This is a genomic window from Rhodococcus sp. AQ5-07, from assembly GCF_009707305.1.
GTDB classification, from domain to species: Bacteria; Actinomycetota; Actinomycetes; order Mycobacteriales; family Mycobacteriaceae; genus Rhodococcus_F; species Rhodococcus_F erythropolis.
In genome coordinates this window covers 3744365-3767259 of record NZ_CP046099.1, presented here as the reverse complement: position 1 = coordinate 3767259, position 22895 = coordinate 3744365, and the positions used below count along the sequence as shown (strand labels likewise).

Here is a 22895-nt window from a genome sequence, read left to right as displayed (position 1 = left end):
ATAGGTTTCCGAACGTTGAAACTCGGCCAGTGATCAGGTGGGTGGCGCATGGAGAAGTACGACGTCAAGAAGGCATACAAGGATCTCTACTCGCCTGGGCGCCGCGATTTTGCCCTCGTGACCGTTCCCCGCTTCGGCTACTTCGCCGTCGACGGTCACGGCGACCCCAACACTGCCACCGAGTACTCCGAGGCGCTCGAAGCGCTGTATTCGGTGTCCTACTCGGCAAAATTCGCGAGCAAGAAGGAATTGGATCGCGACTTCGTCGTTGGCCCGCTGGAAGGGTTGTGGCGGGCAGATGACCCCGAGGTGTTCGTGACACGGGACAAGGCGTCGTGGGATTGGACGATGATGATCTCGCAACCGGAGTGGATCACGGCGGCCGAACTGTCTGCGGCGATTGCAGCAGTCCGAGCCAAAGCCGTCCGGGCCAAGAAGAACGTGGCCGCTCTGGACAAGGTCAGGTTCCTCGAATTGGAGGAGGGCCTGTCCGTCCAGATTCTTCACGTAGGTTCCTACGACGACGAAGCTCCCACCCTGGACCGCTTGCACAACACGTTCATCCCGTCGAACGGCTTCAGTTTCAACGGCGATCATCACGAGATCTACCTCAGTGATGCGCGCCGGACGCCGCCCGAGAAACTGAAGACGGTTCTGCGTCAGCCTGTTTCGAGGTAGCAATCAGGGCTCGAGGCCGCGCAACTTCTCGAGGTCACGTCGCTCGCGCTTGGTCGGTCTGCCGGCGCCGCGATCACGTCGCGGAATGGACGCAATCAGTTCGGGCGGTGGTGGGGGTGGCGAATTGTCCTGCAGGCAATCGGCGGCCAGCACCGCGCTGACTCGCTTCGTGATCGGCTTGACCACGACGACAATGCGTTCGATGCCGGATACACGCACCCGCACCTCGTCGCCGGCTTTCACCTGCTGAGCCGCCTTTGCCGACGTTCCATTGACCCGAACGTGTCCCGATCGGCAGGCGGTCGCCGCCTGCGAGCGTGTCTTGAACAGCCGAACCGCCCACGTCCAGCTGTCCACGCGGACACTGATCGCGTCGGAGGGGAGTTGGGCTGGCACGCACTCCAGCCTACCGACGAGTGCTCACAGACCCTGCGCGCGGATGCCCGAGTAGGCGCGCGGTGCATACCGCAGTCGTAGCGGCAGCAGATGCCAGAACCGATCTGTCAATGTCAGGAAGCGGGCGAACCAGAAGTACATCCGTTCGTCGCGCGGAGTCCATTCCCATTCAAGGGTCTTGCGTGCCTTCTCCGGCATCAGTGCCTTGCCGATCCAGTTCGCCACGGCCATCGTGGGGCGAGAGCTAAGACGCCACAGCCATGTCGGAACCTTCGGAGCCGGTGCGATGTCGTGCTCGGCGATGTGTGTCGACCACTTCGTGGTGTGGGTGTTGATCAACTGGTTGTCGAGCATGTCTTCCCAGTACATGCGGAAGCTGGCGTAGTCGTCGAAAGCCTGCCGATCGGTGAGTCCGTAACAGCGCCACCAGGTTACGGCCTCACGGACAAGTTGGTCCTTCTGCTCCTGCGTGAACTTCTTGTACGCGAATCGCTCGTTGAAATCGAGAATCACCTCGAAGAACGTGACGTGTGTCCACCAGAAAGTGTCAGGAGTGAGGGCGTGGTAGCGCCCGCCGGTTTCGTCGATTCCTTTGAGATCGGTGTGGAAGTTGCGAACGAGCGTGCCTGTGCCCTCTTCGGTCCGGTCGTACACGACGCCGTAGATGGGCGGCAGTGAGCGGAACAGGCGGTCGAGCGGGTTGTCGAAGAAATTCGAATGATCTTGCAGTGCTCCGCTTACCGCGGGGTGCATGTTCTGCAGGGTGCCTGCGCGTCCGAGGTACAGCAGGCCGCGAACGTCGCCGAAGTGTGTCCATGTCAGGGAGCCGGGGCCGATCGGATCGGCTCGCAGTTCTCGGGACTTGGGTAGTTCCCGGGGCTTCGGCCGACGAGTACCGGTGTCCGCATCGCTGCTCATCTGGGTGCCCCTCCGCCTGCCATCATGTGACAACGGTTGTTGTCACATGATGACTTTTGCCGCGCTACACGAATTTGTCAATCGATTCGACAAGATCTGTCCGAAAAACAACTCCGGCCCCTCACCTGCAACAGGTGAGGGGCCGGAAGAGTGAAGCGGTCGGACTCAGGCGTATTCGTAGAACCCGCGACCGGTCTTCTTGCCGAGACGACCGGCGTCGACCATGCGGCGAAGCAGCGCCGGCGGAGCGTAGTGCGGTTCTGCGAATTCCGCGTACAGGGACTCTGCCGCTGCGAGGGCAATGTCGAGACCGACGGTGTCGAGCAGCGTCAGCGGACCCATCGGGTAGCCGCAGCCGCCCTTCATGGCCTCGTCGATGTCTTCTGCTGTGGCGTAGCCGGATTCGAGCATCCGGACTGCCTGGCACAGGTAAGGGATGAGCAGAGCGTTGACGATGAAGCCCGAGCGGTCGCCCGCGCGAACCGTCTTCTTGCGCAAGGTGTTCTTGGCGTAGTCGGTGACGGCGAGGACGGTCTCTTCGGACGTCGTGAGGCTGACCACGATCTCCACGAGCGGCATGACCGGCACGGGGTTGAAGAAGTGAACGCCGACAACCTGGCCGGGGCGCGAGGTGGCCTTGGCGATCTTGATGACGGGGATCGACGAGGTGTTGGTCGCCAGAATGCCTGCAGGCTTGACGATCTTGTCGAGCTTGCCGAAGATCTCGTACTTGAGAGCTTCGATCTCGGGAGCCGCCTCGATCACCAGGTCGCGATCGGCGAACTCTTCCATGTCCAGGGTGACGCGAACGCGTGCGATGGCGGCGTCGGCGTCTTCCTGCGTGATCTTGCCCTTGGCTACGCCGCGGTTGATCGACTTGGCGATCCGTTCGCGAGCAGCGGCGGCAAATTCTTCCTTGGTTTCGAGCACCAGTACCGAGCTACCGGCTTTTGCACAAACTTCGGCAATGCCGGCACCCATGGTGCCGCCGCCGATTACGCCTACGAGTTCCACGATTCTCCTCAAGATTCTTCAGACAGGGGTCAAGCCCCCGTGCGCGGTTAAGGAGTCTATGGACTGCCTGACCGCGCACAGGGCCGGAGGCCCTACTTCAGTAGCGCACGCGACATCACGACGCGCTGAATCTGGTTTGTGCCTTCGTAGATCTGCGTGATCTTGGCGTCGCGCATCATGCGCTCGACCGGGAAGTCGGTGGTGTAGCCGGCGCCACCGAACAGCTGCACGGCGTCGGTGGTGACCTCCATGGCAACGTCCGAAGCGAAGCACTTCGCCGCAGCGGAGATGAAACCGAGGTTCTTCTCGCCGCGCTCGGCGCGAGCAGCGGAGGTGTAGACCATCAGACGTGCGGCTTCGACCTTCATTGCCATGTCCGCGAGCATGAACTGAACAGCCTGGAAGTCGCTGATGGACTTGCCGAACTGCTTGCGATCCTTGGTGTATGCCAGAGCCGCGTCGAGTGCGCCCTGGGCCAGGCCGACAGCCTGAGCGCCGATGGTGGGACGCGTGTGGTCGAGGGTCTCGAGTGCCGTCTTGAAGCCGGTGCCCGGTTCGCCGATGATGCGGTCGCCGGGGATGCGGCAGTTCTCGAAGTACAGCTCAGCGGTGGGGGAGCCCTTGATGCCGAGCTTCTTTTCCTTCGGTCCGACGACAAAGCCCTCGTCGTCCTTGTGGACCATGAAGGAGGAGATGCCGTTTGCACCCTTGTCGGGATCTGTGACAGCCATGACGGTGTACCAGGTCGACTTGCCGCCGTTGGTGATCCAGCACTTGGAGCCGTTGAGGATCCAGTCGTCACCATCAGCCTTCGCACGGGTGCGCATCGAGGCCGCGTCGGATCCGGCTTCACGCTCGGACAGCGCGTACGACGCCATTCCGCCGTTGACCAGATCCGGGAGCACCTTGGACTTGAGCTCTTCGGAACCCTTGAGGATCAGGCCCATGGTGCCGAGCTTGTTCACGGCGGGGATCAGCGAGGAGGAGCCACAGACGCGGGCGACTTCCTCGATGACGATGCAGGTGGCGACGGAGTCGGCGCCCTGGCCGTCGTAAGCCTCGGGAACGTGGATGGCGTTGAAGCCAGACGCGTTGAGGGCGGTGAGCGCTTCCTCGGGGAATCGTGCGTTCTCGTCGACGTCCTTGGCGTACGGCGCGATTTCCTTCTCGGAGAGTCCGCGGATAGCAGCCCGCAGTTCGTCGTGCTCTTCGTTCAGTGCGAAGAGATTGAAATCCGGGTTTCCTGCCATGGGAACGCTCCTTGGTGAAGGTTGCTTGAAGGCGGTCGGTGCGGCTCCGGCGTTACCGACGAGATTCGCGGACAGACCGGTGCCAATGACCCCAGTCAAACACGGCACTGAGTGCCAGGTCAAGGGATGGGAGTGTGAAGTTCCGGTGCACGAGCGGTGTCAGCCGAGTTGTTCGTGGATTTTTCTGCTGATCTCCTCGGCGGACGTGCCCGGGGGAAATGCTACTACCAGCACAGACTTCGATTCTGGCGTGCTGGTCTTGGACCCGGGTGCCACGCCGTACGTCCGCCGAACGTCGAGCAATGCCTGGCTCAGCGCTTCGGCTGTGGCGTCTTCGTCGCCTTTGATCATGCTTCGCAAGAGGTAGTTGTGGCACGCGGTGACAGCTGCGGCAAAACCGACAACCTCGAGGACCGGTTCGCGGGGAACAGCGCTGCGCAGGTAGTCGACGAAGAGGCGCTCATAGCGGAATCCGGTGACGAGTTCGCGGTCGCGAAGAGCCGGAACATGCTGTACGACGCGGTATCGCCGCATCGACAGGTCACGGTTCCGGCGGAAGAAATCGAAGACCAGTCCCGCTGCCTCGCACACCGACGCCCAGGGGTCGGCGGAATCGGACGCGAGGAACTCGGCCACGTGTTCGAGGAGGGACTCGTGATCGGCGAAGATCACGTCTTCCTTGGAGCGGAACTGCCGGAAGAACGTCCGGCGCGACACACCGGCGGCAGCGGCGATCTGCTCGACGGTGGTGGCTTCGTACCCGTTCTCCGAGAACAACCGGATCGCTTGAGACGCGACGTGTACCCGAAACTGCGTGGGGTCAGTTCCGGGCAGGTCTGCGCGTTCACTCATGGGGACAAGTATTGCGCCTGTTCGCGCCATTCCGGTGTGGCGGGCAGCAACCGCATGCCGATCGGTTCCATCTCAACGGTGTGCGGTGGACGTGAATTGGTAGGTTGCCGCCTCGACGATCTCGTCAGGGGTAATAGCGATCTCCTCGTTCAGCCACGCGGTGACCAATTCGGCAAGGCCTCCGACGAAGAGCAGTCCGTTGATCTGACCTTGATGAGATGGCCAAGCTCGGTCGCCGTACATTCGCGAGGCTTCGTCCGCGACCATTTGCGCGAAGCCGTGCAGTACCGCGCGCCGGTGTGCGCGAAGGGGCTCGTATGCAGCGGATTCGATCATTGCCACACGCCCCTTGCGGGGATCGTCGGTGAGGAGGGTGACGAACGACGTGATGGCATCTCGTACGCGCTGCTCGAGCGTTCCGTCGCTCGCTCGTAGTGCGGTCAGGCCGGCGTCGCGAACCTCGTCGGCAATTCCGTCCAGGATTGTTTTCAGCAGTTCGTCTCTGCTGGAAAAACTTTCGTAAAAGTAGCGTTCCGTCAACTTGGCTCGCGCACAGATCGCGGTCATCGTGGCGCCTCGACTGCCTGCGACAGCGAATAGTTCCAGCCCTGCCTCTAGCAAGCTCTCGCGCCGCAATGCTGAGCGCTGGTCGCCGCTGAGGCCGGCATACCGCCGCGGCGTCGGAGAAGTCATAGGTCGATATTGACAGACGCAACCACTGTGACGCAGACTACAGTCCATCTGACAGGATGCACTGTCAGATTGAGCGAGAGTAGAGGTCGCAGTGTCCAAGATCCTGGCTCGTCCCCCCGTGAACTCGCAGTTGCACCCGATTTCGGGCCGTTCCGGGCTGCCTCTCGTCGGGCACGCTCTTGCATACATCCGCGATCCACTCGCATTGATGCAAGAGAACTGGGATCGATACGGCGAGGTCTCTTGGTTCTCGATGGTCGGTCGGCAGTGGATCGCTGTTCTCGGACCCGACGCGTGCCAGGAAGTGCTGCAGAACAAAGATCGGGCTTTTGTGAACAGCGACGGCTGGTCGGTGCTTATCGGCCCCTTTTTTCACGGTGGGCTGATGCTTCTCGATTCGGAAGAACATCTACGGCATCGTCGAATCATGCAGCAGGCGTTCACTCGGACTCGGATCGAGAAGTCTGTCGACGTTCTCAATCCGGCAATCGACTCGGCGCTCGACACATGGACCCCCACTGACGGATTTCGTGCATACACAGCGCTGAAGACACTCACCCTCGATCTCGCCACCGACATCTTCATGGGCGGTGCGGAAGGAAGTACCGAAAGCGAAATATCTTCGGTGAAAAAGGCTTTCGTGGATTGTGTGCAGGCGGCTACTTCTCTGGTCCGCTACCGCGTGCCGGGGACCAGATGGAAGCGAGGACTCGACGGCCGCCGGGTCCTCGAAGACTTCTTTCGTCGCTACCTGCCGGCGCGTCGAGCTCGCGCAACCGATGATTTGTTCTCCGTGCTCTGTCACATCGAATCCGAAGCAGGACAACGCTTCAGTGACGACGAAGTGATCGACCATATGATCTTCCTCCTGATGGCCGCACACGACACTTCGACGATCACCCTTTCCACGATGATGCAATATCTAGGTCAACATCCGAAGTGGCAGGACAGGTGCCGTGCCGAGTCGCTCGCTCTGGGGACCTCGACGCCCAGCTATGCAGATCTCGACGGCCTGAGCAGCCTTGACCTGGTGATGAAGGAATGCCTCCGACTCGTCTCTCCCGTACCGGTCATGGCGCGGCGAGCGGTCCGCGACACTCAAGTACGGGGTCACTTCGTGCCTGCGGGAACGTATGTTTCTGTCGCCCCTCACTTCACGCACCACATGGCGCAGTACTGGCCTGATCCCGAGCGTTTCGATCCCGAACGTTTCGCCGAGAATCGACGCGAAGACAAGGTTCATCGGTACGCGTGGGAACCGTTCGGCGGTGGAGTGCACAAATGTCTGGGAATGCACTTTGCCGGCGCCGAGATCAAGGCAATCATGCACCACCTCCTCATGCGCTTCGACTGGAACGTCGACGCAGATTACGTCGCTCCGCTCGACTTCACGTCCTTGCCGTTCCCTTCGGACGGGCAACCTGTCGATCTGCGCCGACGTCACACTTCGGTGCGCTGAGACCCTACGGCCGAATTACTTCGACGCACGCAATTGGAACTTGAGAACCTTGCCGGTCGGGGTGCGAGGAAGGTCGAGTGGAAAGACGATGTCGCGGGGAACCTTGTACCCGGCCAGCAATGCACGGGTGTGCTCGACGATATCTTCGGCGGAAGCCTGTAATCCCTTGCCCAGCACCACGAATGCCTTCGGGCGCTCGCCCCACTTCTCGTCGGGAACGCCGACGACTGCCACGTCGATCACGGCAGGGTGACTCATGATCGCCTGCTCCACCTCGACGGTGGAGATGTTCTCACCGCCCGATATGATGATGTCCTTCGCGCGGTCCTTGAGCTGGATGTAACCGTCGGGATGCATGACGCCGAGGTCGCCGGAATGAAACCAACCACCGGCAAATGCTTCGGCGGTCGCGGCCTCGTCACGGTAGTAACCGAGCATCACGTTGTTGCCGCGGAGCACGATCTCACCCATGGTCTGGCCGTCGGCGGGAACGTCGTTCATCTCGGCATCGACAACGCGAGCATTTTCGGCCTGCACCATGCCGACTCCCTGACGGGAAAGAAGTGCGGCGCGCTCGGACTGCGGCTTGTCGTCCCAGGCTTCCTGGTACTCGCAGATCGTGTACGGGCCGTATACCTCGGTGAGACCGTAGACGTGGACGACGGTGACACCGATGTCTTCGAGTTTTCCGATGATCGTCGGTGACGGGGGAGCGCCGGCGGTGGTGATGCGCAGGGCTTCGACCTTGTGGGCCTGGTCCGCGTCGGCGATGGTGGAGCAGACGGTAGGAGCGCCGCACAGATGCGTCACGCCCAGATTGTCGATGGCGTCCCAGATCGCGTCGGCGCGGACCGCGCGCAGGCAGATATGTGTGCCCGCGGCCTGAGTGACGGCCCACGGCGTGCACCACCCGTTGCAGTGGAACATCGGCAGTGTCCACAGATACTTCGTCGCTCCGTCGAAGCCGTTGTGGAATGTCTCGCCGAGCGAGTTCAGGTATGCCCCGCGGTGGGAGTACATGACGCCCTTGGGTTTTCCGGTGGTGCCAGAGGTGTAGTTGATGGCGATGCACTGCTGCTCGTCGTCGACGCCCCAGTACAGTGGCTGATCGGCGAGAGCCTGACCTTCGGCAATCAGATCGGCGTACTGCCCGGTGACGATTCCGGTGGGAACCTCCGGGTAGGGCACGGTGGAGTCCGGGATCTCGATGATCTCGCGCAGGCTCGTCACGTTCGCCTTGGACGAGGTGACCGAGCCGACGAATTCGGAGTCGACGAACAGGATCGTGGTTCCCGAGTGATCGAGGATGTACTCGAGTTCGGGACCGGCGAGGCGTGAGTTCAGGGCGATCAGGACTCCGCCGGCGAGTGGGACGGCAAAATGCGCGAACAGCATCTCGGGAACGTTCGGCGCCAGGTACGCAACGCGGTCACCGGGCTGAATGCGTTGACGCAGGACACGGGCCAGCGCTGCGACCTCGTCACCGAACTCTCGGTACGTGTAGCTCCGGTCGCCGTGAATGACGGCGGTGCGATCGGGGAACACCGCAGCGCTGCGCTCGAGAAAGCGCAGCGGACTGAGCGGGGTGTTGTTGGCTGCGAGAGCTGTCGAGACAGACACGGTTCCTCCGAAGGCGACGTGACACGGTTGGTGTCACGGTAGTTGTGATCGGCACTACAAATGGCCTGGATGCACGCTATTGCCCAGTCAAAGGTGCCGCTACCCTCTGAATTGGGTATGTGGAGGTGAGAGTGAGCAGGGTACTGAGACCGAGCGACGACGACGCGTTGCGCGCCGAACTGCGTCGACTGCACCCTCGAACCGAGTTGCCGGTTCTGTTCGGCGGTTGTGTCGACGACCGGTCGCTGACCATCACCGGCTACGTCGGGACTCGTAGCAACATCCTGCGAAATTTGAAGATCGACGCCGAATGCGGACTGGGTGGTCGTGCGATCGCAGAACAACGACCGGGCGCGGTGCAGGACTACGCGAACTCGTCGCACATCACCCACGACTACGACTACGAAGTGGGCACCGAAGCCATCGAATCCTTGATGGCAGTCCCGATCGTCGTACGCGGGGTTACTCGCGGAGCGATCTACGGAGGACTGCGCGCCAACCTGCCGATCGGCGACGTGATCGCCGAGACGATGATGCGATCGTCGTACGCGTTGGCCCGCGAATTCGAGATTCGCGACGAAGTGGATCGTCGGGTGGCGATGCTCGATACCGCTGCGGTGGAACATGGTTCGAATCGCGATGCCCAGATATCCGAAGGGTTGACCGAGAGCGTCCTGGCGCTCGGCGAGATCGCGGCGAACCTCGAGGACATGGCTCTCAGCGCGCAGGTCCTCGCCGTCGAGGCAAAGTTGCGGGCGTTGGCGTCGCCGAAACCTTCCGCGAACACTCCAGTCGCGAACACCGTTGTCCTGTCGCCCCGCGAGCGGGAGGTGATGGGCTACGTAGCTCTGGGACTGCGCAATGCCGAGATCGCCGAGAGGTTGTCCCTGAGCGTCGAAACGATCAAGACGTACATGCGGAATCTGATGGGAAAACTCGACGTCCGCAGTCGGCACGAAGCAGTTGTGGAAGCGCGGCGGCAGGGCTTGATTCTGTAAGGCTGAATCGGTGGGCCGGTCCCGCCAAGCGGAATTTCAAAGCTACGCCTTCGCCATGGTTGGTATGACGGACCTCACTATCGGCAGAGTTCGACACGAGTGATGAGGGCATCGATGCAGGATTTGTTCGACAACAACGACATGACCGGCCTGGCCGAAGCGATCAAGAGCGGCGACGTCTCCGCTAAGGAAGTTCTCGAGTTCAGCCTGGACAGACTCGACGAGCGCAACCCGGCAGTCAACGCGGTGATCAGTGAGCGTCGCGAGGAGGCACGCAACGAGGTATCAGGCGGCTTGCCGGAAGGTCCACTGCACGGCGTCCCGTTCGTGATCAAAGACCTGGGCATGGACGTCGCAGGATTGCCGAGCACCAACGGATCTCGATTGTTCGCCGATGCTGTGGCAGAAAAAGATTCGACGCTCGTGGAGCGGTACCGTGAGGCTGGTCTGGTTGTCATCGGCAAGACGAACACCCCGGAGTTCGGTAAGAATGCGAGTACCGAACCTGCGCTGTTCGGGCCTACCCGCAACCCTTATGCCCTTGATCGTTCACCCGGCGGATCTTCGGGTGGCACAGCTGTAGCTGTTGCCGTCGGGATCGTGCCCGGCGGCCATGCCAGTGACGGCGGTGGATCGATCCGTATTCCCGCATCGGCCTGTGGCTTGGTAGGCCTCAAGCCCAGCCGTGGACGTACTCCGACGGCACCGGCGCGCACGCTGTTCTCGTCGCCGATGAGTGTTCATCACGCACTCACCCGAAGTGTCCGCGACACTGCACTGCTTCTCGATCTCTCCGCCGGGCCGACTGTCGGTGATCCTTACGTGATCCTGGCGCCGAAGCGGCCGTACATCGAGGAAGTGGGTGCGGATCCCGGACGGTTGCGGATCGGTCTGAGTAACACTCTTCCTGATGGGACCCCGGTGGACCCGCAGTGCTCGGCCGTCACAACCAGTGTTGCCGGCCTGCTCGAAGACCTCGGTCACGATGTCACCGAGAGTGCCCCGAACTTTCCGCTCGATGCGCTCACTGCCGGGCTTTCGGTGTTGATGGGCATTCCGATGACGATCGAGGTCGACGAACGACTCGAGGCCCTGAACCGCGCAATCCGCGACGACGACCTCGAGCCGATGGCTCGGATGATCTACGACCGCGCGAAGTCCGAAAGTGCGACGAACGTCGTCAAGGCATTGCAGGAACTCGAGCGGGCAGCCCAGGTGATCGGTGCGTTCTTTGTCGATCACGACCTGTTGCTGACGCCGACGATGGCTCGACCGGCAGCTCCGCTCGGTCTGCTCGATACGGCAAATCCCATGTCGATCTGGGAGCATTCGGCCGGGTACAGCGGTTTGACCAGTCCGTTCAACAGTTCAGGTCAGCCTGCGATTTCCTTGCCGATGGGTCATGACACGGCCGGCGTTCCTATCGGCGTGCAGTTGGTGGGTGCGTTCGGGCGTGAAGATTTGCTGATCCGGGTTGCGTCGCAGCTCGAGGTGGCGCGCCCGTGGAGCATTGCCCCGGTGTGGCCGCCCGTCCCGGCGTAGCCCCGGCACCGTCGAAGAGTCGAGAACACCGTACTTTTCACCCGTCGAGGGTGAATGTGGGCCGTCCCGAAACGCATACAGTTCGGAAGGACAGCCCTATCCGGTATCGGTGAAGGAGTCTCTCGATGAGCCAGTTCCAACCAGACAGTCCGGCGACTCCCGCCGTCAATGCAAAACGACTGTGGGCGGGCGGGGCCGCAACTGCGCTCGTCGCGGCCCTGGCCGCGGTCGTCGGACTACTGATCGTGCGGGGAATCCTCGACACTCCGGTCATCACACCGGAGCGCATGCCGGGGAATTCCCAAGCCGGCTCGCTTGCCCTCAGTGCCGCGATCGCAGCGCTGGTCGCTACCGCACTTCTGCATGCGTTGATGGTGTCGACGCCACGTGCGTCGAACTTCTTCGCGTGGATCGGAATCCTCGCAACGATCGCCACCGCGCTGTGGCCGTTCACGATCGCAGCGACCACCGCATCGCGAGTCGCCAGCGCCGCAATCTACTTCGTCGTCGGAATCGCGATCGTCTCGTTGCTCACCGGGGTCGCAGGGTCAGCGCAGACCACCCGCCGTATCGGCGTGTGATGGAGTATCGACCGTGAACGGGGTGGTTCCGCAAGCACAACGGCGCACATTGGCGGAGCTCGACGAAAAGCTCAATTTCTCGGTGGGGGACCGAGATTCGAAGCGATCCGCCTTCTGGGTGATGCTGACGCTGTCTGCCGTGATCGCCGTGGCCGGTGTCGTGGGCGATTCCACGGCAACCGTCATCGGAGCGATGATCGTCGCTCCCTTGTCGACGCCGATTCTCGGGGTCGGGCTGGGCATCACAACTGGCCAAGGCGCTTTGGTGGGGCGGAGCCTGGTCTATGTCGTCGGTGGTATCTGCCTCGTCGTCGTATTGGGTGTCGCGTTCGCTCAGGTATTGCCGAATCCCTCCAACGTGCTGACCAATTCCCAAGTGCTCGGGCGTACTTCGCCGACGTTGATGGACTTGACGGCGGCACTTGCGACCGGTTTGGTCGGGGCCATCGCGATCGCGCGCAAAGATGTCGGCGACGTACTTCCCGGTGTCGCCATTGCAATTTCGCTTGTCCCACCGTTGGCGGTGGTAGGTGTCTGTCTCGGCTCGGGGTCACCGAGTTTGGCGGTGGGCGCGTTTGTACTGTTCACATCGAACGTGGTTGCCATGATCATCACTGCGACAGGCGTGTTCGTCGCAGCTGGGTACGCGCGCGACGCCGGGATCTTGAAGACGTCGCGGCGGCGGGCATACCTCGTGCTTGCCGCTCTGTTGATCGTCGTCGCGATTCCGATGGTCGGCAATTCCCTGTCGTCGTTGTGGGCGAGGCAGATCGGGAGCGCGGCGCAACAGTGGCTCGCAAACACTCCGGGAGCCGAGGTCACCGATGTCACCTGGCAGGGCAGCACCGCCACCATCGATGTGCTCGGCCCGGAAACCCTTCCCCCACTGGATGAACTGGAGGCATCGATCGACGCACTGATTCCGTGGAACCCGGACGTGCAGATCGTCCATACCGTCGGGACGAGGATCGCGGCGGGGTGAGGTCAGGCGATAACGCGAATCGGCCACTGGCCGTTGACGTCTCCCACGTCCCGGCCCTGGCTGAGTAGGTATTCGGCGAAATCACGCTGGCGCTCGGCGTGCCAATCGGCTTGATCGACCATGAGATCGAGCCCCAGGAGGTCGGGGAACCGCACGGCCAACTCGCGGGCCAACGCCGCCGCCGCTTTGGCATCGGCCTCGGCTTCGTGCGCCGACTCCAATGAAATTCCGTAGTGCTCGCACACAGCCGCAAGCGTTCGCTTGCCCTTGCGGAACGTATCCATCGCCCGATCGATCACGTACGGATCAATCACCAACCCGGGAACGAATGCGGGCTTGCCGATGCGCAGACCCTCGGCATGCATGACCGTCAGATCATAGGAGGCATTGAACGCCACGACAGCGTGATCGCGCGCCCAGGAATTGTGCAGAGCATCGCGAATCTCTTCGTAGCCCTCGGCGTAGTTCTGGCCGTGCCGCGCCGCGTACTCGGTGCTGATTCCGTGAATAGCCGAAGCGTCGGCGGGGATATCGACGCCGGGATCGAGTAACCACGTGCGTGTTTCGACATTCGAACCGTCGATGACCGCGACGCAGGCACTGACGATGCGAGCGGTCGACGGATCCCGCCCCGTGGTCTCGAGGTCGAACGCGCAGATCGGGCGATCGGACCAGCTACTCATCGGGGGCCTTTCGGTGCAGAACGTCATGTCCGAATCACTATGCACCTCCCTACCGACAGAAACGACGAACAGCCACCTCCGCCGGGTGAAGGTGGAGGTGGCTGCTGCGTGACTGTGTGGACCTACAGAGTCTCGGTTCCGACCGTGAAGCGATCCATGACGTCTTCACGTGGAGTCACACCGAAGCCCGGTCCCTGCGGCACGGCGATGTGGCCGTCCTCGATGACAAACGGTTCGGTGATGTCTTCCTTGTAGAAGCGATCGGACGCCGAGATGTCGCCGGGCAGCGTGAACCCGTCCAGCGCCGCGAGGGCCGCGTTGGCGGCGCGGCCGATTCCGGTCTCGAGCATTCCGCCGCACCACACCGCGATACCGTGTGCCGAGGCGAGATCGTGGATGCGCTTGGCTTCCAGATATCCACCGACACGGCTCGGCTTGATGTTGATGACCGAAGCGGCACCGAGCGTGATGGCATCCGCCGCATCCTTGGCCGACTCGACCGACTCGTCGAGGCAGATCGGAGTCGAGAGGGACTGGGCGAGCTTGGCGTGCTGCACCAAATCGTCCTCGGCCAGCGGCTGTTCGATGAGGAGCAGTGCGAATTCGTCCAGGCGACGGAGCAACTGCGCGTCGACGAGGGTGTACGCGGCATTTGCGTCGACCTGCAGAGGAACGTCGTAGCCGAACTCCTTGCGCACCGCAGCCACGGGAGCGATGTCCCAGCCCGGCTTGATCTTCAGCTTGATTCGCACGTACCCCTGCGACAGATAGTTGCCGACGGTCTCGAGCAGCTGAGGGATGCTGTCCTGGATGCCGACGGACACTCCCGAGGGAACTCGCGTGCGAGTGGCACCGAGGTACCGAGCGAAAGACTGTCCGCGAGCGCGCAATTCAGCATCGAGAATTGCCATTTCGATAGCCGACTTGGACATCTGGTGGCCCACGATGTGGTGAAGTACGCTGCCGACCGTCTCGGCCGAGAGCGGCTGATCCGACTGCGACTTACGTAGCGTCGGAACGAGATACTCGCGAAGCATCGCCCGCGCACCAGCGGTGTACTCCGAGTTGTAGTACGGATCGCTGAGCGAACCGCACTCGCCCCAGCCGACAGTCTCCACCGGACCGTTGGGGCCGTCGGTGGTGCCGCTCACCTTCAGGACGAGGGTGTTGCGCTCGAGCTGGGTGCTGAATGACGTGGTGAAGGGGGAGACGAGAGGGATGCGCAGTTCGCGCAATTCGACGGACTCAATGTGCATGGACTTGCTCTTCTCCGGTTGTCTCGCAGATTTTCGTGAACGTGTAATAGCCGCTGGGGTCGAAGCCGGTCGATTGCCATTCCTTCGAGGCGATCAGTGGTTCGAGGTACTCGCGAAGCGCGTGTCGCCAGGCAAAGGCAGAGGCGCGGTCGACTGTTCTCAGATGCTCGATGTCTCGGGGTATTCCGACTGCGATATCGATGCAGTCGGGCGGGATCGGGAGCATTCGAGGCGTACCGTCCTCGGTGGGTTGAAGCACCTTGAATGTATCATTCACGGCCACATCAGAACTCGGAGATCCATCGACGTCGAGATCCCAACTGACGAGCATACGATCGCTGGCGTCGCCTGCGTTGATGCCGTCTGCCATCGAACCGTAGAAATCCGGGTTGTATTCGGTCGGTGCGGCACCGAGACGCTGAATGTTGAAATAGGCATTTCGTGCGACCAGTGGATCGAAGGTCCACCGGATCGTCCTGACACCGCGCTCGATGCACCAGTCTCGCTGATGATGCTTGAGGGCGCGGCCGATTCCCTTGCCTGCGTGTCCCGGTAGTACTCCGGCGATGTGTGAGTGCAGAACCTCGCCGAGAGGCTCGACGAAGAATCCGACACAACCACCGATCATTTCGCCTTCGGAAAAGGCTCCCACCACGTAGTGACCACCGTGATGAAGCGCAACCAACATCGCCGTGCCGAAATGAGCCGGTCCGGGGCTGGTAGCCCAGATCTCATCGAAAACGGCGGATAGATCGGCTATTTCGCGATTGTCGACCAGCTCTCGAAACTCAACCGCTTTGCTTTTCGACACGAGGGCCCCCTTCAGACGTGATCGAACGAATAAGGCCCGCAACCAACGCCGTCCTCGGGGCGATCGCGGACACGAGCGCATGCTCGGTCTCGGCGTGTGCACCGCCGCCGACGCCACCGAGGCCGTCGAGGGTGGGGATACCGATACCGGCAGTGAAGTTTCCGTCCGAGGCTCCGCCTACGGCGAGCCCGACGGGAGGAGTCAGATCATGCTCGAGCGCAACACGTTCCGCCAACGCCAGCAACGGTGCGGACATCGTCGCTTCGAGAGGTGGACGGTTGACGCCACCCGAGACCGTGACTACGGCTTCGGGGTGGATTGCCTGCAGGGCTCGGATATTCGCATCGACCCGTTCCTGCTCGGCAGCGCTGGTTGCGCGCACGTCCACATCGACAAAGGCTTCTGCCGGAACGGTGTTGGTGGTGGTTCCGGCCGAAATGACAGTCGGGGTGACGGTGGTTGCCTGCGCAGGCGAGGACAAGTCGTTGACCGCGATCACGAGACGAGCCAGTTCTACTGCAGCATTGATGCCCTTTTCCGGCTCCAGCCCGGCGTGCGCGGCGCGACCGGCAACATGGATCCGATACAGCGACACTCCCTTGCGGACAGTCTTCAGTTCGCCGCCGTCACCGCCGGCCTCGAGAACCAGTACCGCGCCCGCCGCGAGTTTCTCGATCAGTGACCGCGACGTGGGCGAACCGATTTCTTCGTCACCGGTGACCAGGAGTGTGATTCCGTCGAGTGCATCGTCGCCGTGCAACTCTCGGACGATGGCGAGGGCGTGGATTGCCTGAACGACACCAAGTTTCATGTCGAGGCCACCCGGACCTCGAAGTGCGCCGTCGGTGACCGCTGCGGGTAGGCGCGTCAGGGTTCCGATCGGCCACACGGTGTCGTGGTGACCGAGCAACATCAGCCGCGTCGGTGAGCTGCCGAAACGGGTCACCAGATGGGTTCGGCCTTCCGTCACTATCGACTCCGGTGTCACTCCGAGTCGTTCGTGGACAAGGTCTGACGTCCACTTCGCGCTGCGGGCAACAGCTTCGAGATCGTGCGACGGCGACTCGACTTCGATGAGCGCGATGGCGTCCTCGAGGATCTGAGGAAGTTGGCGCTCGGCCAGATCGCGGAGAATGGTCATCGGTTGTTCACTCGCGGATACGCGCGGCTTCCGACGTGTAGCAATTGTGTACTCCCGGTGTCGGAGAAAGTGATCCGGATCCAACCCGCTGATTGAGGTAGTTGGGTCGCGAATACTCCAGGCTGAACTTCGATCAGGCTGAGAGAGACGGACTCTGCGCTTTCGGCGTTGACCGAAGGGTCGATGTGGTCAGTGCGGCGGGCGGTCAAGGAACTCCCGGTTCTTTCCAGGACGAAATCGGCAGCAGCATCGCGGTACAGACCGCACAGCGCATCGAGTTCCTCAGGTGAGGACGTGGTGCGGGTGGCGGGGTCTCCAGGCGAAAATGCCGGTGTCACGGCGACGCCGCCGATGGAACCGATCACTTCGGTGAGAAGGTCGCCCGAGAGAGCGTCCATCGCACCGCCGTTGGCCATCAGGACTACCGCAATGCCGCAGGACGGGACCACCCGCAAGAAGGACTGCTGTCCGAGGGTTCCACCGTTGTGACCATGCGCAAGCACCCCGTCCCAATTGTGCAGCAGCCACGTGGTTCCCATGATGTCTGCAGACGACACCTCTCCGATCTGGCGGCGCTCCTCGAGCATCGCCAGATGGGTGGACCGCTGAAGCAGAATCGGATCCTCGCGCATCGAATCCTGCGCGAACAGAAGAAGGTCCTCGGCGGTGCTGTTGATGAGACCGGCGGGGCCCATCGAGCGAGGGATGAGGAATTGTGGTGTCTGCGCGAGATTGTCGGCACCGCCGACATGCCCGACCGCAGCGCGGTGCAGTGCCGTCTCCTCGGGCAAGGTCGTGGTCTTGGTCAGGCCGAGCGGCTCGATGATCCGCTCACGCAGAACCGCGTCCCAACTCTTGCCTCGGAGAACCTCGATGATTCGTCCGGCGATGACGAAGCCGGTGTTGCAGTACGACCAATCGGTACCGGGTGCGAAGAGCTGCACCGTAGATGTCAGGGCTGCGACGTATCGCTCGACGCAGTCGTCGCCGCGTCCGCCGTCGATGAAGACGTCACCGTCGATGCCACTGGTGTGAGTCAACAGGTGGCGAGTGGTGACCGTTTCAGTGGCTACCGCGTCGGCAACTGCGAAGCCCGGCAGAATGTTCCGGACAGGCGAGTCGAGGTCCAGTAATCCTTCTTCGACGAGTTGCATGATCAGGGTGGCCGTCCAGACCTTGCTGATCGAACCCATCTGGAACAACGTGTCGGGAGTGGCCGCGACACCGGTGCGGGTACTGACGACACCGGACGTCACCACGGTGCGGTCGAAACCGCTGCGGGTAGTGGTCAGAATTCCGAGCGAAGCACCGGGTACCCCGTACTTCGCGCTCAGGGTGTCGAGTCGGTACTGCCAGTAGTCGGGATCGACCGTGGTCAGTGCCGGCGTAGGCGAGAGATGACGTTCGATCCAGTCGACGAGACGGGTGCTGTAATCCAGACGGTGGGAGGGTCGACCCGTCAGCACAAAGGCATGCGACGCGCCCGGGAAGACCACCAGTTCGGTCGGGGTGCCGGCCAAACGCAGTCCACCGAACCACTGTTCTGCCTGGTTGACCGGGCAGCGGACGTCGCTACCGCCGTGAAGTATCAGCGTCGGTGTCGTCACCTGGGAGACTCGCCCCAGCGGCGAAAGTTCCTGTACCCGAGATGACTGCGGGTCGAATTCGACCGTCTGCAGCAAGATGCCTTCGTCCGAGGGGCCCGCCGTGTTCGCGATGTCGCAGACAAGGCCGCCAGCGACTGCGACGGCAAACCGATCGGTGACGGACGTCAGGGCGCACGTCATGAATCCGCCGTAGCTGTAGCCCGTGAGCACCAGTTGCTTCGGATCGGCCATCCCTTCGGCGACAAGGGTTTCGACTGGTTCGAGCAGGTCGGCGCGATCCGCCTCACCCCAACCGTCACGCACACCGTCGAGGAACTCGTTGCCGTAGCCGTCGCTTCCCCGCGGATTGATCATCAAGACCGTGTATCCGAGCGCGACCAGTTCCGCGTGGTACGCGTGCATCGGGGTGGGTGTACCGGTCCAGGCATTGTGTGGTCCGCCGTGGACGTCCAGAACCAGCGGACCGGCGCCCGTGACGTTCGGGTCGCGCAGGATCCAACCCTGAACACGGGTGCCGTCGCTGATGTCGAACCAACGCTCGGAGGCGACTGGAAACGCGACGGAAGTTGTCAGTTCCGTGTTCAATTCGGTGACGGTTTCGACTGCACGAGTCTCGAGGTCGATGACGGCGACCTCACCGAAGGACGTCGCCGTTGCAAGCGCGACGACGGCCTTCTCGGACGTCAGGGCAAGACCGAAGACCACTGTCTGTTCTCCGGTGAGAAGTGGTGAGACGGAGCCTGATCCGAAATCGACCTTGTGCAGTTCGGTGGAGCCGTGGTTGCGGATGCAGAAGACGATGTCGCCGTCGGCGGTGAAACACGGTGCGCCACCGGGATAACCGGTCCCGCCAGGCATGACGTTTCGGTCGAGTTCGGATGTCAGACTGCGGTCTTCCACTCGCTGGTCGCGGTGCAGGACAAGAAGTTCGTTGTTGTGAATGATCGGCGTGTGCCAACCGACTGCTACGACGGCGTCGCCGACAGGTGTCCACGTAAGTGGTCCGGCGATGCCGCGTGCGTGCCCCAGCATCCGCGGAGCCGAGGCGAGATCAGTCAGCGATACGGTCCACGCGGAGCTCGCCCGTGTCAGATCGGCATTGCCGTCCATCGCCGCGGTGAAAGCAAGTTCGGTGCCGTCGGGGCTGTACGCGGGATGCGAAGCGTCCCAATCGCCGTCCGTCAGTTGCCGAAGCGAGCCGGCGGCCAGATCGAACTCGAACAAGTGCGCCCGAACGCTGCCCCGGACACCGGATCCGTCGACCTTGTAGTTGAGGCGTTTCGCCACCAAGAGGTGTGACGATCCGGCGGCAGTGCGGTCGACCGGGGCACTGAAGGCGATTCGAGCACCGTCGGGAGAGAACACTGGTGCCCCAGCGCCGAGCGGGAGCTGCGCCGTGGTGGTCATCTGAACGGCGGGCCCGCCGGTGGCGTCGACCTTCCACAGTTGCGGTGTGCCCGAGGAATCCGGCCGAACGAAGACCAACAGCGTGGAAACGGGATGCCATGCCGGCGAGGTGTCGGCAGGTCCCGCGGTGAGCTGTAGTTGCGGGGAAGCCAACCAGATCGAGTGCTCGTTGGTATCCGCGGCCGGATTCGCTTCGGTACGTACGTATGCAATGCGTCCCGACGCCGAGACGGCGATGCTGGTCGGTGTAACCACGGACGCGTAATCCTGGATTCTCGCCGAACGACGTTCTTCGGCACGGGCTACGGCAGCGGGGGAGTCGAGAGTGGTCGGCGTTGTCATTGGAACATCGGCTCCCCGAAGGTCGGGATCGCGGACAACAGCTTTGCCGTGTACGGCTCCTTGGGCGAATCGATCACGTCGAGAACCGGCCCGTGCTCGACGATTTCGCCGCCGAGCATGACTGCGACGTGGTCACAGACATAGCGGATCACCGCCAGGTTGTGACTGACGAACAGAACCGTCAGACCTAGCTGCTTCTGCAGATCCACCAACAGATTCAGAACCGCGCCCTGCACGGACACGTCCAGAGCGGAGGTGATTTCGTCTGCAAGCAGAACTGCCGGTGCGGCTGCCAAAGCCCGAGCTAGGGCAACGCGTTGGCGCTGACCACCAGACAACGACGACGGGTATTCGTGCGCCTTCTCCACCGGCAGTTGGACGGTGGTGAGGAGTCGAGCCACCTCGGCAGCGCGGTCGCCGCGGCTGCGGCGAGCTTTGTCACGACGCTCGGTGGACCGCAGCGCCTCGGCGAGTGACTGGCCGATGGTCATTCGCGGGTCGAGGCACGAGTACGGATCTTGGAAGACCATCTGGATCCGGTGGCGCAGACGAGCGGTCGCGCCGCGGGCGTGAGCGACGTCCACACCGTCGAGAAGGATCTGGCCGGAACTGGGCTCGGCCAAGCCGACAGTTGCTCGCGCCAGTGTCGACTTTCCGGAACCCGATTCACCGACGAGACCGACCACCGATCCGGAGGGGATGTCGAGATTGATGTTCTTGACGGCGTGGAATTTTTTCGAACCGCTACCGAGGTGGACGTTGACGTCACGGAATTCGAGCCTGCTCATCGGATCTCCTCTGCAACAGCCAACAGTTCTTCCAACTCGATGTCGGCGGTGCTCTCCTCGGCGTCGAGGCTCTCCACCTGCCAGGCTTCGTCGACGGTGGCAAGCGGCTTGTCGCGATCGGTGCTCATGGTGGGGACCGCGGCGATCAGCGCGCGGGTGTACGGATGCTTTGCACGACCGGCGATCAGATCGTCGACTGCGATGTCTTCGACGATTTCGCCGGCAAACATGACCAGGACACGGGTGCACATGCCGGTGATGACGGCCATATCGTGCGAGATGAGAAGGATTGCGGCGCCGGTTTCTTCGCGAACCTCGTGGAGCAGTCCGAGAACCTCACGCTGAACGGTCACGTCGAGCGCAGTGGTGGGTTCGTCCGCGATGATCAGAGCGGGCTTGCCCATCAGACCCATGGCGATCATCGCGCGCTGACGCATACCGCCGGAGAACTCGTGGGGGTACTGCTTCGCACGCCTGGGCGCGTCGGGGATCTTGACGGCGTTCAGTCGCTCGACTGCCGCCTTCTTCGCGTCGACCTTGCTCATACCTTCGTGGAGCCAACCGATCTCGGCGACCTGGTATCCGACCTTGAGAGACGGATTCATGGACGACATCGGATCCTGGAACACCATCGCCATACGTGTGCCGAGTTGGCGGGCAACCTTGCGCGAAGCCGCGTTGTCCGGCCGCTTCCCGTCCTTCATCAGCACGGTGCCGTCGAACTCGATGAGCCCGGCGTCGACCACGGTGGGGTGGTCGGTCAGCTGCGCGATTGCCATGCAACTCAGTGACTTTCCGGAGCCGGATTCACCGACGATGCCCACGGTTTCGCCGCGATGAACTGTAAAACTGATGTTGTCGACGGGGCGACGCCAGTCGTCACCCGCGGGGACTGCGACGGACATGTTGAGGACGGTGAGAACTGCGTCCTCGTCGCTGGGCGCCGAATCGGCCTGAGCAGTTTTCCGGTTGATCGGCTTCCACTTCGGCAGGCGACTGCTGATCGGGCTGCGAACTCCCGCGCCGCGAGCAATGGCCTCGCCGAGCAGCGTGAAGGTCAAGCCGGCGAGCACGACGGCGATGCCGGGGGCAAGTGCGGTGGCCGGGTTGACGAAGATCTTCGACAGACCTTCGTTGAGCATCCGGCCCCAGTCGAATGCAGGTGGCTGAATGCCCAAGCCGAGGAACGAGAGTCCGGCGAAGACCACCAGGCCGCTGCCGACAGCGATGCTGGCATTGACGATGAGTGGTTCACGGATATTGGGGAGAATGTGGCGGAACAGCAGCCCCGGCTTGGTGACCCCGAGGATGCGTGCTGCGTCGATGAAGTCGCGTCCGTTGACCGACGAAGCCAGTGCGTACGTCAACCTCGCGAACGGCGAGGCCAGGGCGAGGCCGATGGCGATCACCGCGCTGCCCGCACCCTGTCCGAGAACGACCAACAGGAAGATCGCGAGGAGCAGTCCGGGGAATGCGATGGCGAAGTTGAGGAATGCCACGACCATGCGTCCGACCCAGCGGGGAGCGAGCGTCGGGAGCGTACCGAGTATCAGGCCAATTGTGACACCGAGTGCGACGGCTCCGAGAGCCATGAGCACCGACAGTCTCGCGGCGGTCATCGTGCGCGCGAAGACGTCACGCCCGCCGGCGTCGGTGCCGAAGATGTGCTCGGAACTCGGTCCCTGAGACAGTGCCTTCGGGTTGGCTGCGACAGCGGCGTCACCCCAGATCATCGGTCCGAAGATGACGAGGGCGATCAGAGCGGTCAGGAAGGTGAGGGCCAGGATTCCCAATGGGGTGCGGAACGTTCCGACGATCCAGTGTCGTCGCGGGGGCGTCTTGGGGGCCGCAGTGGGGGCCGTAGGTGAGGTGCTCAA

20 protein-coding genes are annotated in these 22895 nt (G+C 62.5%); 6 read left to right on the top strand and 14 right to left on the bottom strand.

Annotated elements, in window-relative coordinates; translation table 11 throughout:
* Positions 1-48 precede the first annotated feature (48 nt).
* Positions 49-678, top strand: a complete 630-nt coding sequence (locus GJB56_RS17400; protein ID WP_084324831.1) for a GyrI-like domain-containing protein — start codon at positions 49-51, stop codon at positions 676-678.
* A gap of 3 nt (positions 679-681) precedes the next feature.
* Here the strand turns inward: GJB56_RS17400 and GJB56_RS17395 are convergent, their stop codons facing one another.
* From GJB56_RS17395 to GJB56_RS17370, 6 genes are all read right to left on the bottom strand, one after another.
* Positions 682-1074 (bottom strand): RNA-binding S4 domain-containing protein, encoded by a 393-nt coding sequence (locus tag GJB56_RS17395; protein ID WP_029256216.1) that lies wholly within the window; start codon positions 1072-1074, stop codon positions 682-684.
* A 24-nt stretch (positions 1075-1098) separates the two neighbouring features.
* Positions 1099-1992 (bottom strand): oxygenase MpaB family protein, encoded by an 894-nt coding sequence (locus tag GJB56_RS17390; protein WP_113682535.1) that lies wholly within the window; start codon positions 1990-1992, stop codon positions 1099-1101.
* Between the two features lie 165 nt (positions 1993-2157).
* Complete coding sequence (locus GJB56_RS17385) at positions 2158-3006, bottom strand: 3-hydroxybutyryl-CoA dehydrogenase (protein WP_020909078.1); 849 nt, start codon at positions 3004-3006, stop codon at positions 2158-2160.
* A 92-nt stretch (positions 3007-3098) separates the two neighbouring features.
* On the bottom strand, positions 3099-4256 hold the full coding sequence (locus GJB56_RS17380) for an acyl-CoA dehydrogenase (RefSeq protein ID WP_003939784.1): 1158 nt from the start codon (positions 4254-4256) through the stop codon (positions 3099-3101).
* Positions 4257-4415: 159 nt separating this feature from the next.
* Positions 4416-5108, bottom strand: a complete 693-nt coding sequence (locus tag GJB56_RS17375; protein ID WP_113682534.1) for a TetR family transcriptional regulator — start codon at positions 5106-5108, stop codon at positions 4416-4418.
* Between the two features lie 72 nt (positions 5109-5180).
* A complete protein-coding gene (locus GJB56_RS17370) occupies positions 5181-5801 on the bottom strand; it encodes a TetR/AcrR family transcriptional regulator (RefSeq protein ID WP_021345503.1) in 621 nt (206 codons plus the stop codon).
* 91 nt (positions 5802-5892) lie between these two features.
* On the opposite strand from GJB56_RS17370, the gene GJB56_RS17365 reads away from it, so the two are divergent.
* Positions 5893-7260 carry a cytochrome P450 gene (locus GJB56_RS17365; RefSeq protein WP_113682533.1) on the top strand — a complete coding sequence of 456 codons (1368 nt, stop codon included), beginning with the start codon at positions 5893-5895 and terminating at the stop codon, positions 7258-7260.
* Positions 7261-7275: 15 nt separating this feature from the next.
* Here GJB56_RS17365 and GJB56_RS17360 read toward each other — a convergent pair whose 3' ends face one another.
* On the bottom strand, positions 7276-8880 hold the full coding sequence (locus GJB56_RS17360; RefSeq protein WP_113682532.1) for an acyl--CoA ligase family protein: 1605 nt from the start codon (positions 8878-8880) through the stop codon (positions 7276-7278).
* A gap of 131 nt (positions 8881-9011) precedes the next feature.
* Between GJB56_RS17360 and GJB56_RS17355 the strand changes: the two genes are divergently transcribed.
* From GJB56_RS17355 to GJB56_RS17340, 4 genes are all read left to right on the top strand, one after another.
* A complete protein-coding gene (locus tag GJB56_RS17355; RefSeq protein ID WP_042952912.1) occupies positions 9012-9878 on the top strand; it encodes a helix-turn-helix transcriptional regulator in 867 nt (288 codons plus the stop codon).
* Between the two features lie 114 nt (positions 9879-9992).
* Positions 9993-11420, top strand: coding sequence for an amidase (locus GJB56_RS17350; RefSeq protein ID WP_113682531.1), 1428 nt, complete (start codon positions 9993-9995; stop codon positions 11418-11420).
* 125 nt (positions 11421-11545) lie between these two features.
* The gene (locus GJB56_RS17345) at positions 11546-12001 is read left to right on the top strand and encodes a DUF6069 family protein (RefSeq protein ID WP_019745239.1); all 456 of its coding nucleotides are present in this window, start codon (positions 11546-11548) and stop codon (positions 11999-12001) included.
* A 13-nt stretch (positions 12002-12014) separates the two neighbouring features.
* Positions 12015-12983 carry a TIGR00341 family protein gene (locus GJB56_RS17340; RefSeq protein WP_113682530.1) on the top strand — a complete coding sequence of 323 codons (969 nt, stop codon included), beginning with the start codon at positions 12015-12017 and terminating at the stop codon, positions 12981-12983.
* Positions 12984-12985: 2 nt separating this feature from the next.
* Here the strand turns inward: GJB56_RS17340 and GJB56_RS17335 are convergent, their stop codons facing one another.
* The 7 genes from GJB56_RS17335 to GJB56_RS17305 all read right to left on the bottom strand — a co-directional run bounded on the left by GJB56_RS17335 (position 12986) and on the right by GJB56_RS17305 (position 22895).
* Entirely contained in the window at positions 12986-13666 is a 681-nt protein-coding gene (locus tag GJB56_RS17335) for a 3'-5' exonuclease (protein WP_019745237.1), read from the bottom strand.
* 122 nt (positions 13667-13788) lie between these two features.
* On the bottom strand, positions 13789-14922 hold the full coding sequence (gene menC / locus GJB56_RS17330) for an o-succinylbenzoate synthase (protein WP_020909062.1): 1134 nt from the start codon (positions 14920-14922) through the stop codon (positions 13789-13791).
* Positions 14912-15733: a GNAT family N-acetyltransferase gene (locus GJB56_RS17325; RefSeq protein WP_113682529.1), complete on the bottom strand. Its 822-nt coding sequence runs from the start codon at positions 15731-15733 to the stop codon at positions 14912-14914. Before GJB56_RS17325 ends, menC begins: the two co-directional genes overlap by 11 nt.
* Positions 15711-16874 (bottom strand): M20/M25/M40 family metallo-hydrolase, encoded by a 1164-nt coding sequence (locus tag GJB56_RS17320; RefSeq protein ID WP_070386409.1) that lies wholly within the window; start codon positions 16872-16874, stop codon positions 15711-15713. Before GJB56_RS17320 ends, GJB56_RS17325 begins: the two co-directional genes overlap by 23 nt.
* On the bottom strand, positions 16871-20230 hold the full coding sequence (locus GJB56_RS17315; RefSeq protein ID WP_113682528.1) for a serine hydrolase: 3360 nt from the start codon (positions 20228-20230) through the stop codon (positions 16871-16873). Before GJB56_RS17315 ends, GJB56_RS17320 begins: the two co-directional genes overlap by 4 nt.
* A complete protein-coding gene (locus tag GJB56_RS17310; RefSeq protein ID WP_003940215.1) occupies positions 20227-21018 on the bottom strand; it encodes an ABC transporter ATP-binding protein in 792 nt (263 codons plus the stop codon). The genes GJB56_RS17315 and GJB56_RS17310 overlap by 4 nt, the downstream gene beginning before the upstream one ends.
* Positions 21015-22895 carry a dipeptide/oligopeptide/nickel ABC transporter permease/ATP-binding protein gene (locus GJB56_RS17305; protein ID WP_230091001.1) on the bottom strand — a complete coding sequence of 627 codons (1881 nt, stop codon included), beginning with the start codon at positions 22893-22895 and terminating at the stop codon, positions 21015-21017. Before GJB56_RS17305 ends, GJB56_RS17310 begins: the two co-directional genes overlap by 4 nt.

Excerpts from the sequence above, each read along its gene's own strand:
- GJB56_RS17400 (WP_084324831.1), top strand. The coding sequence starts at position 49 with ATGGAGAAGTACGACGTCAAGAAGGCATACAAGGATCTCTACTCGCCT.
- GJB56_RS17390 (WP_113682535.1), bottom strand. The coding sequence starts at position 1,992 with ATGAGCAGCGATGCGGACACCGGTACTCGTCGGCCGAAGCCCCGGGAA.
- GJB56_RS17380 (WP_003939784.1), bottom strand. The coding sequence starts at position 4,256 with ATGGCAGGAAACCCGGATTTCAATCTCTTCGCACTGAACGAAGAGCAC.
- GJB56_RS17375 (WP_113682534.1), bottom strand. The coding sequence starts at position 5,108 with ATGAGTGAACGCGCAGACCTGCCCGGAACTGACCCCACGCAGTTTCGG.
- GJB56_RS17370 (WP_021345503.1), bottom strand. The coding sequence starts at position 5,801 with ATGACTTCTCCGACGCCGCGGCGGTATGCCGGCCTCAGCGGCGACCAG.
- GJB56_RS17350 (WP_113682531.1), top strand. The coding sequence starts at position 9,993 with ATGCAGGATTTGTTCGACAACAACGACATGACCGGCCTGGCCGAAGCG.
- GJB56_RS17345 (WP_019745239.1), top strand. The coding sequence starts at position 11,546 with ATGAGCCAGTTCCAACCAGACAGTCCGGCGACTCCCGCCGTCAATGCA.
- GJB56_RS17335 (WP_019745237.1), bottom strand. The coding sequence starts at position 13,666 with ATGAGTAGCTGGTCCGATCGCCCGATCTGCGCGTTCGACCTCGAGACC.
- menC (WP_020909062.1), bottom strand. The coding sequence starts at position 14,922 with ATGCACATTGAGTCCGTCGAATTGCGCGAACTGCGCATCCCTCTCGTC.
- GJB56_RS17320 (WP_070386409.1), bottom strand. The coding sequence starts at position 16,874 with ATGACCATTCTCCGCGATCTGGCCGAGCGCCAACTTCCTCAGATCCTC.
- GJB56_RS17315 (WP_113682528.1), bottom strand. The coding sequence starts at position 20,230 with ATGACAACGCCGACCACTCTCGACTCCCCCGCTGCCGTAGCCCGTGCC.
- GJB56_RS17310 (WP_003940215.1), bottom strand. The coding sequence starts at position 21,018 with ATGAGCAGGCTCGAATTCCGTGACGTCAACGTCCACCTCGGTAGCGGT.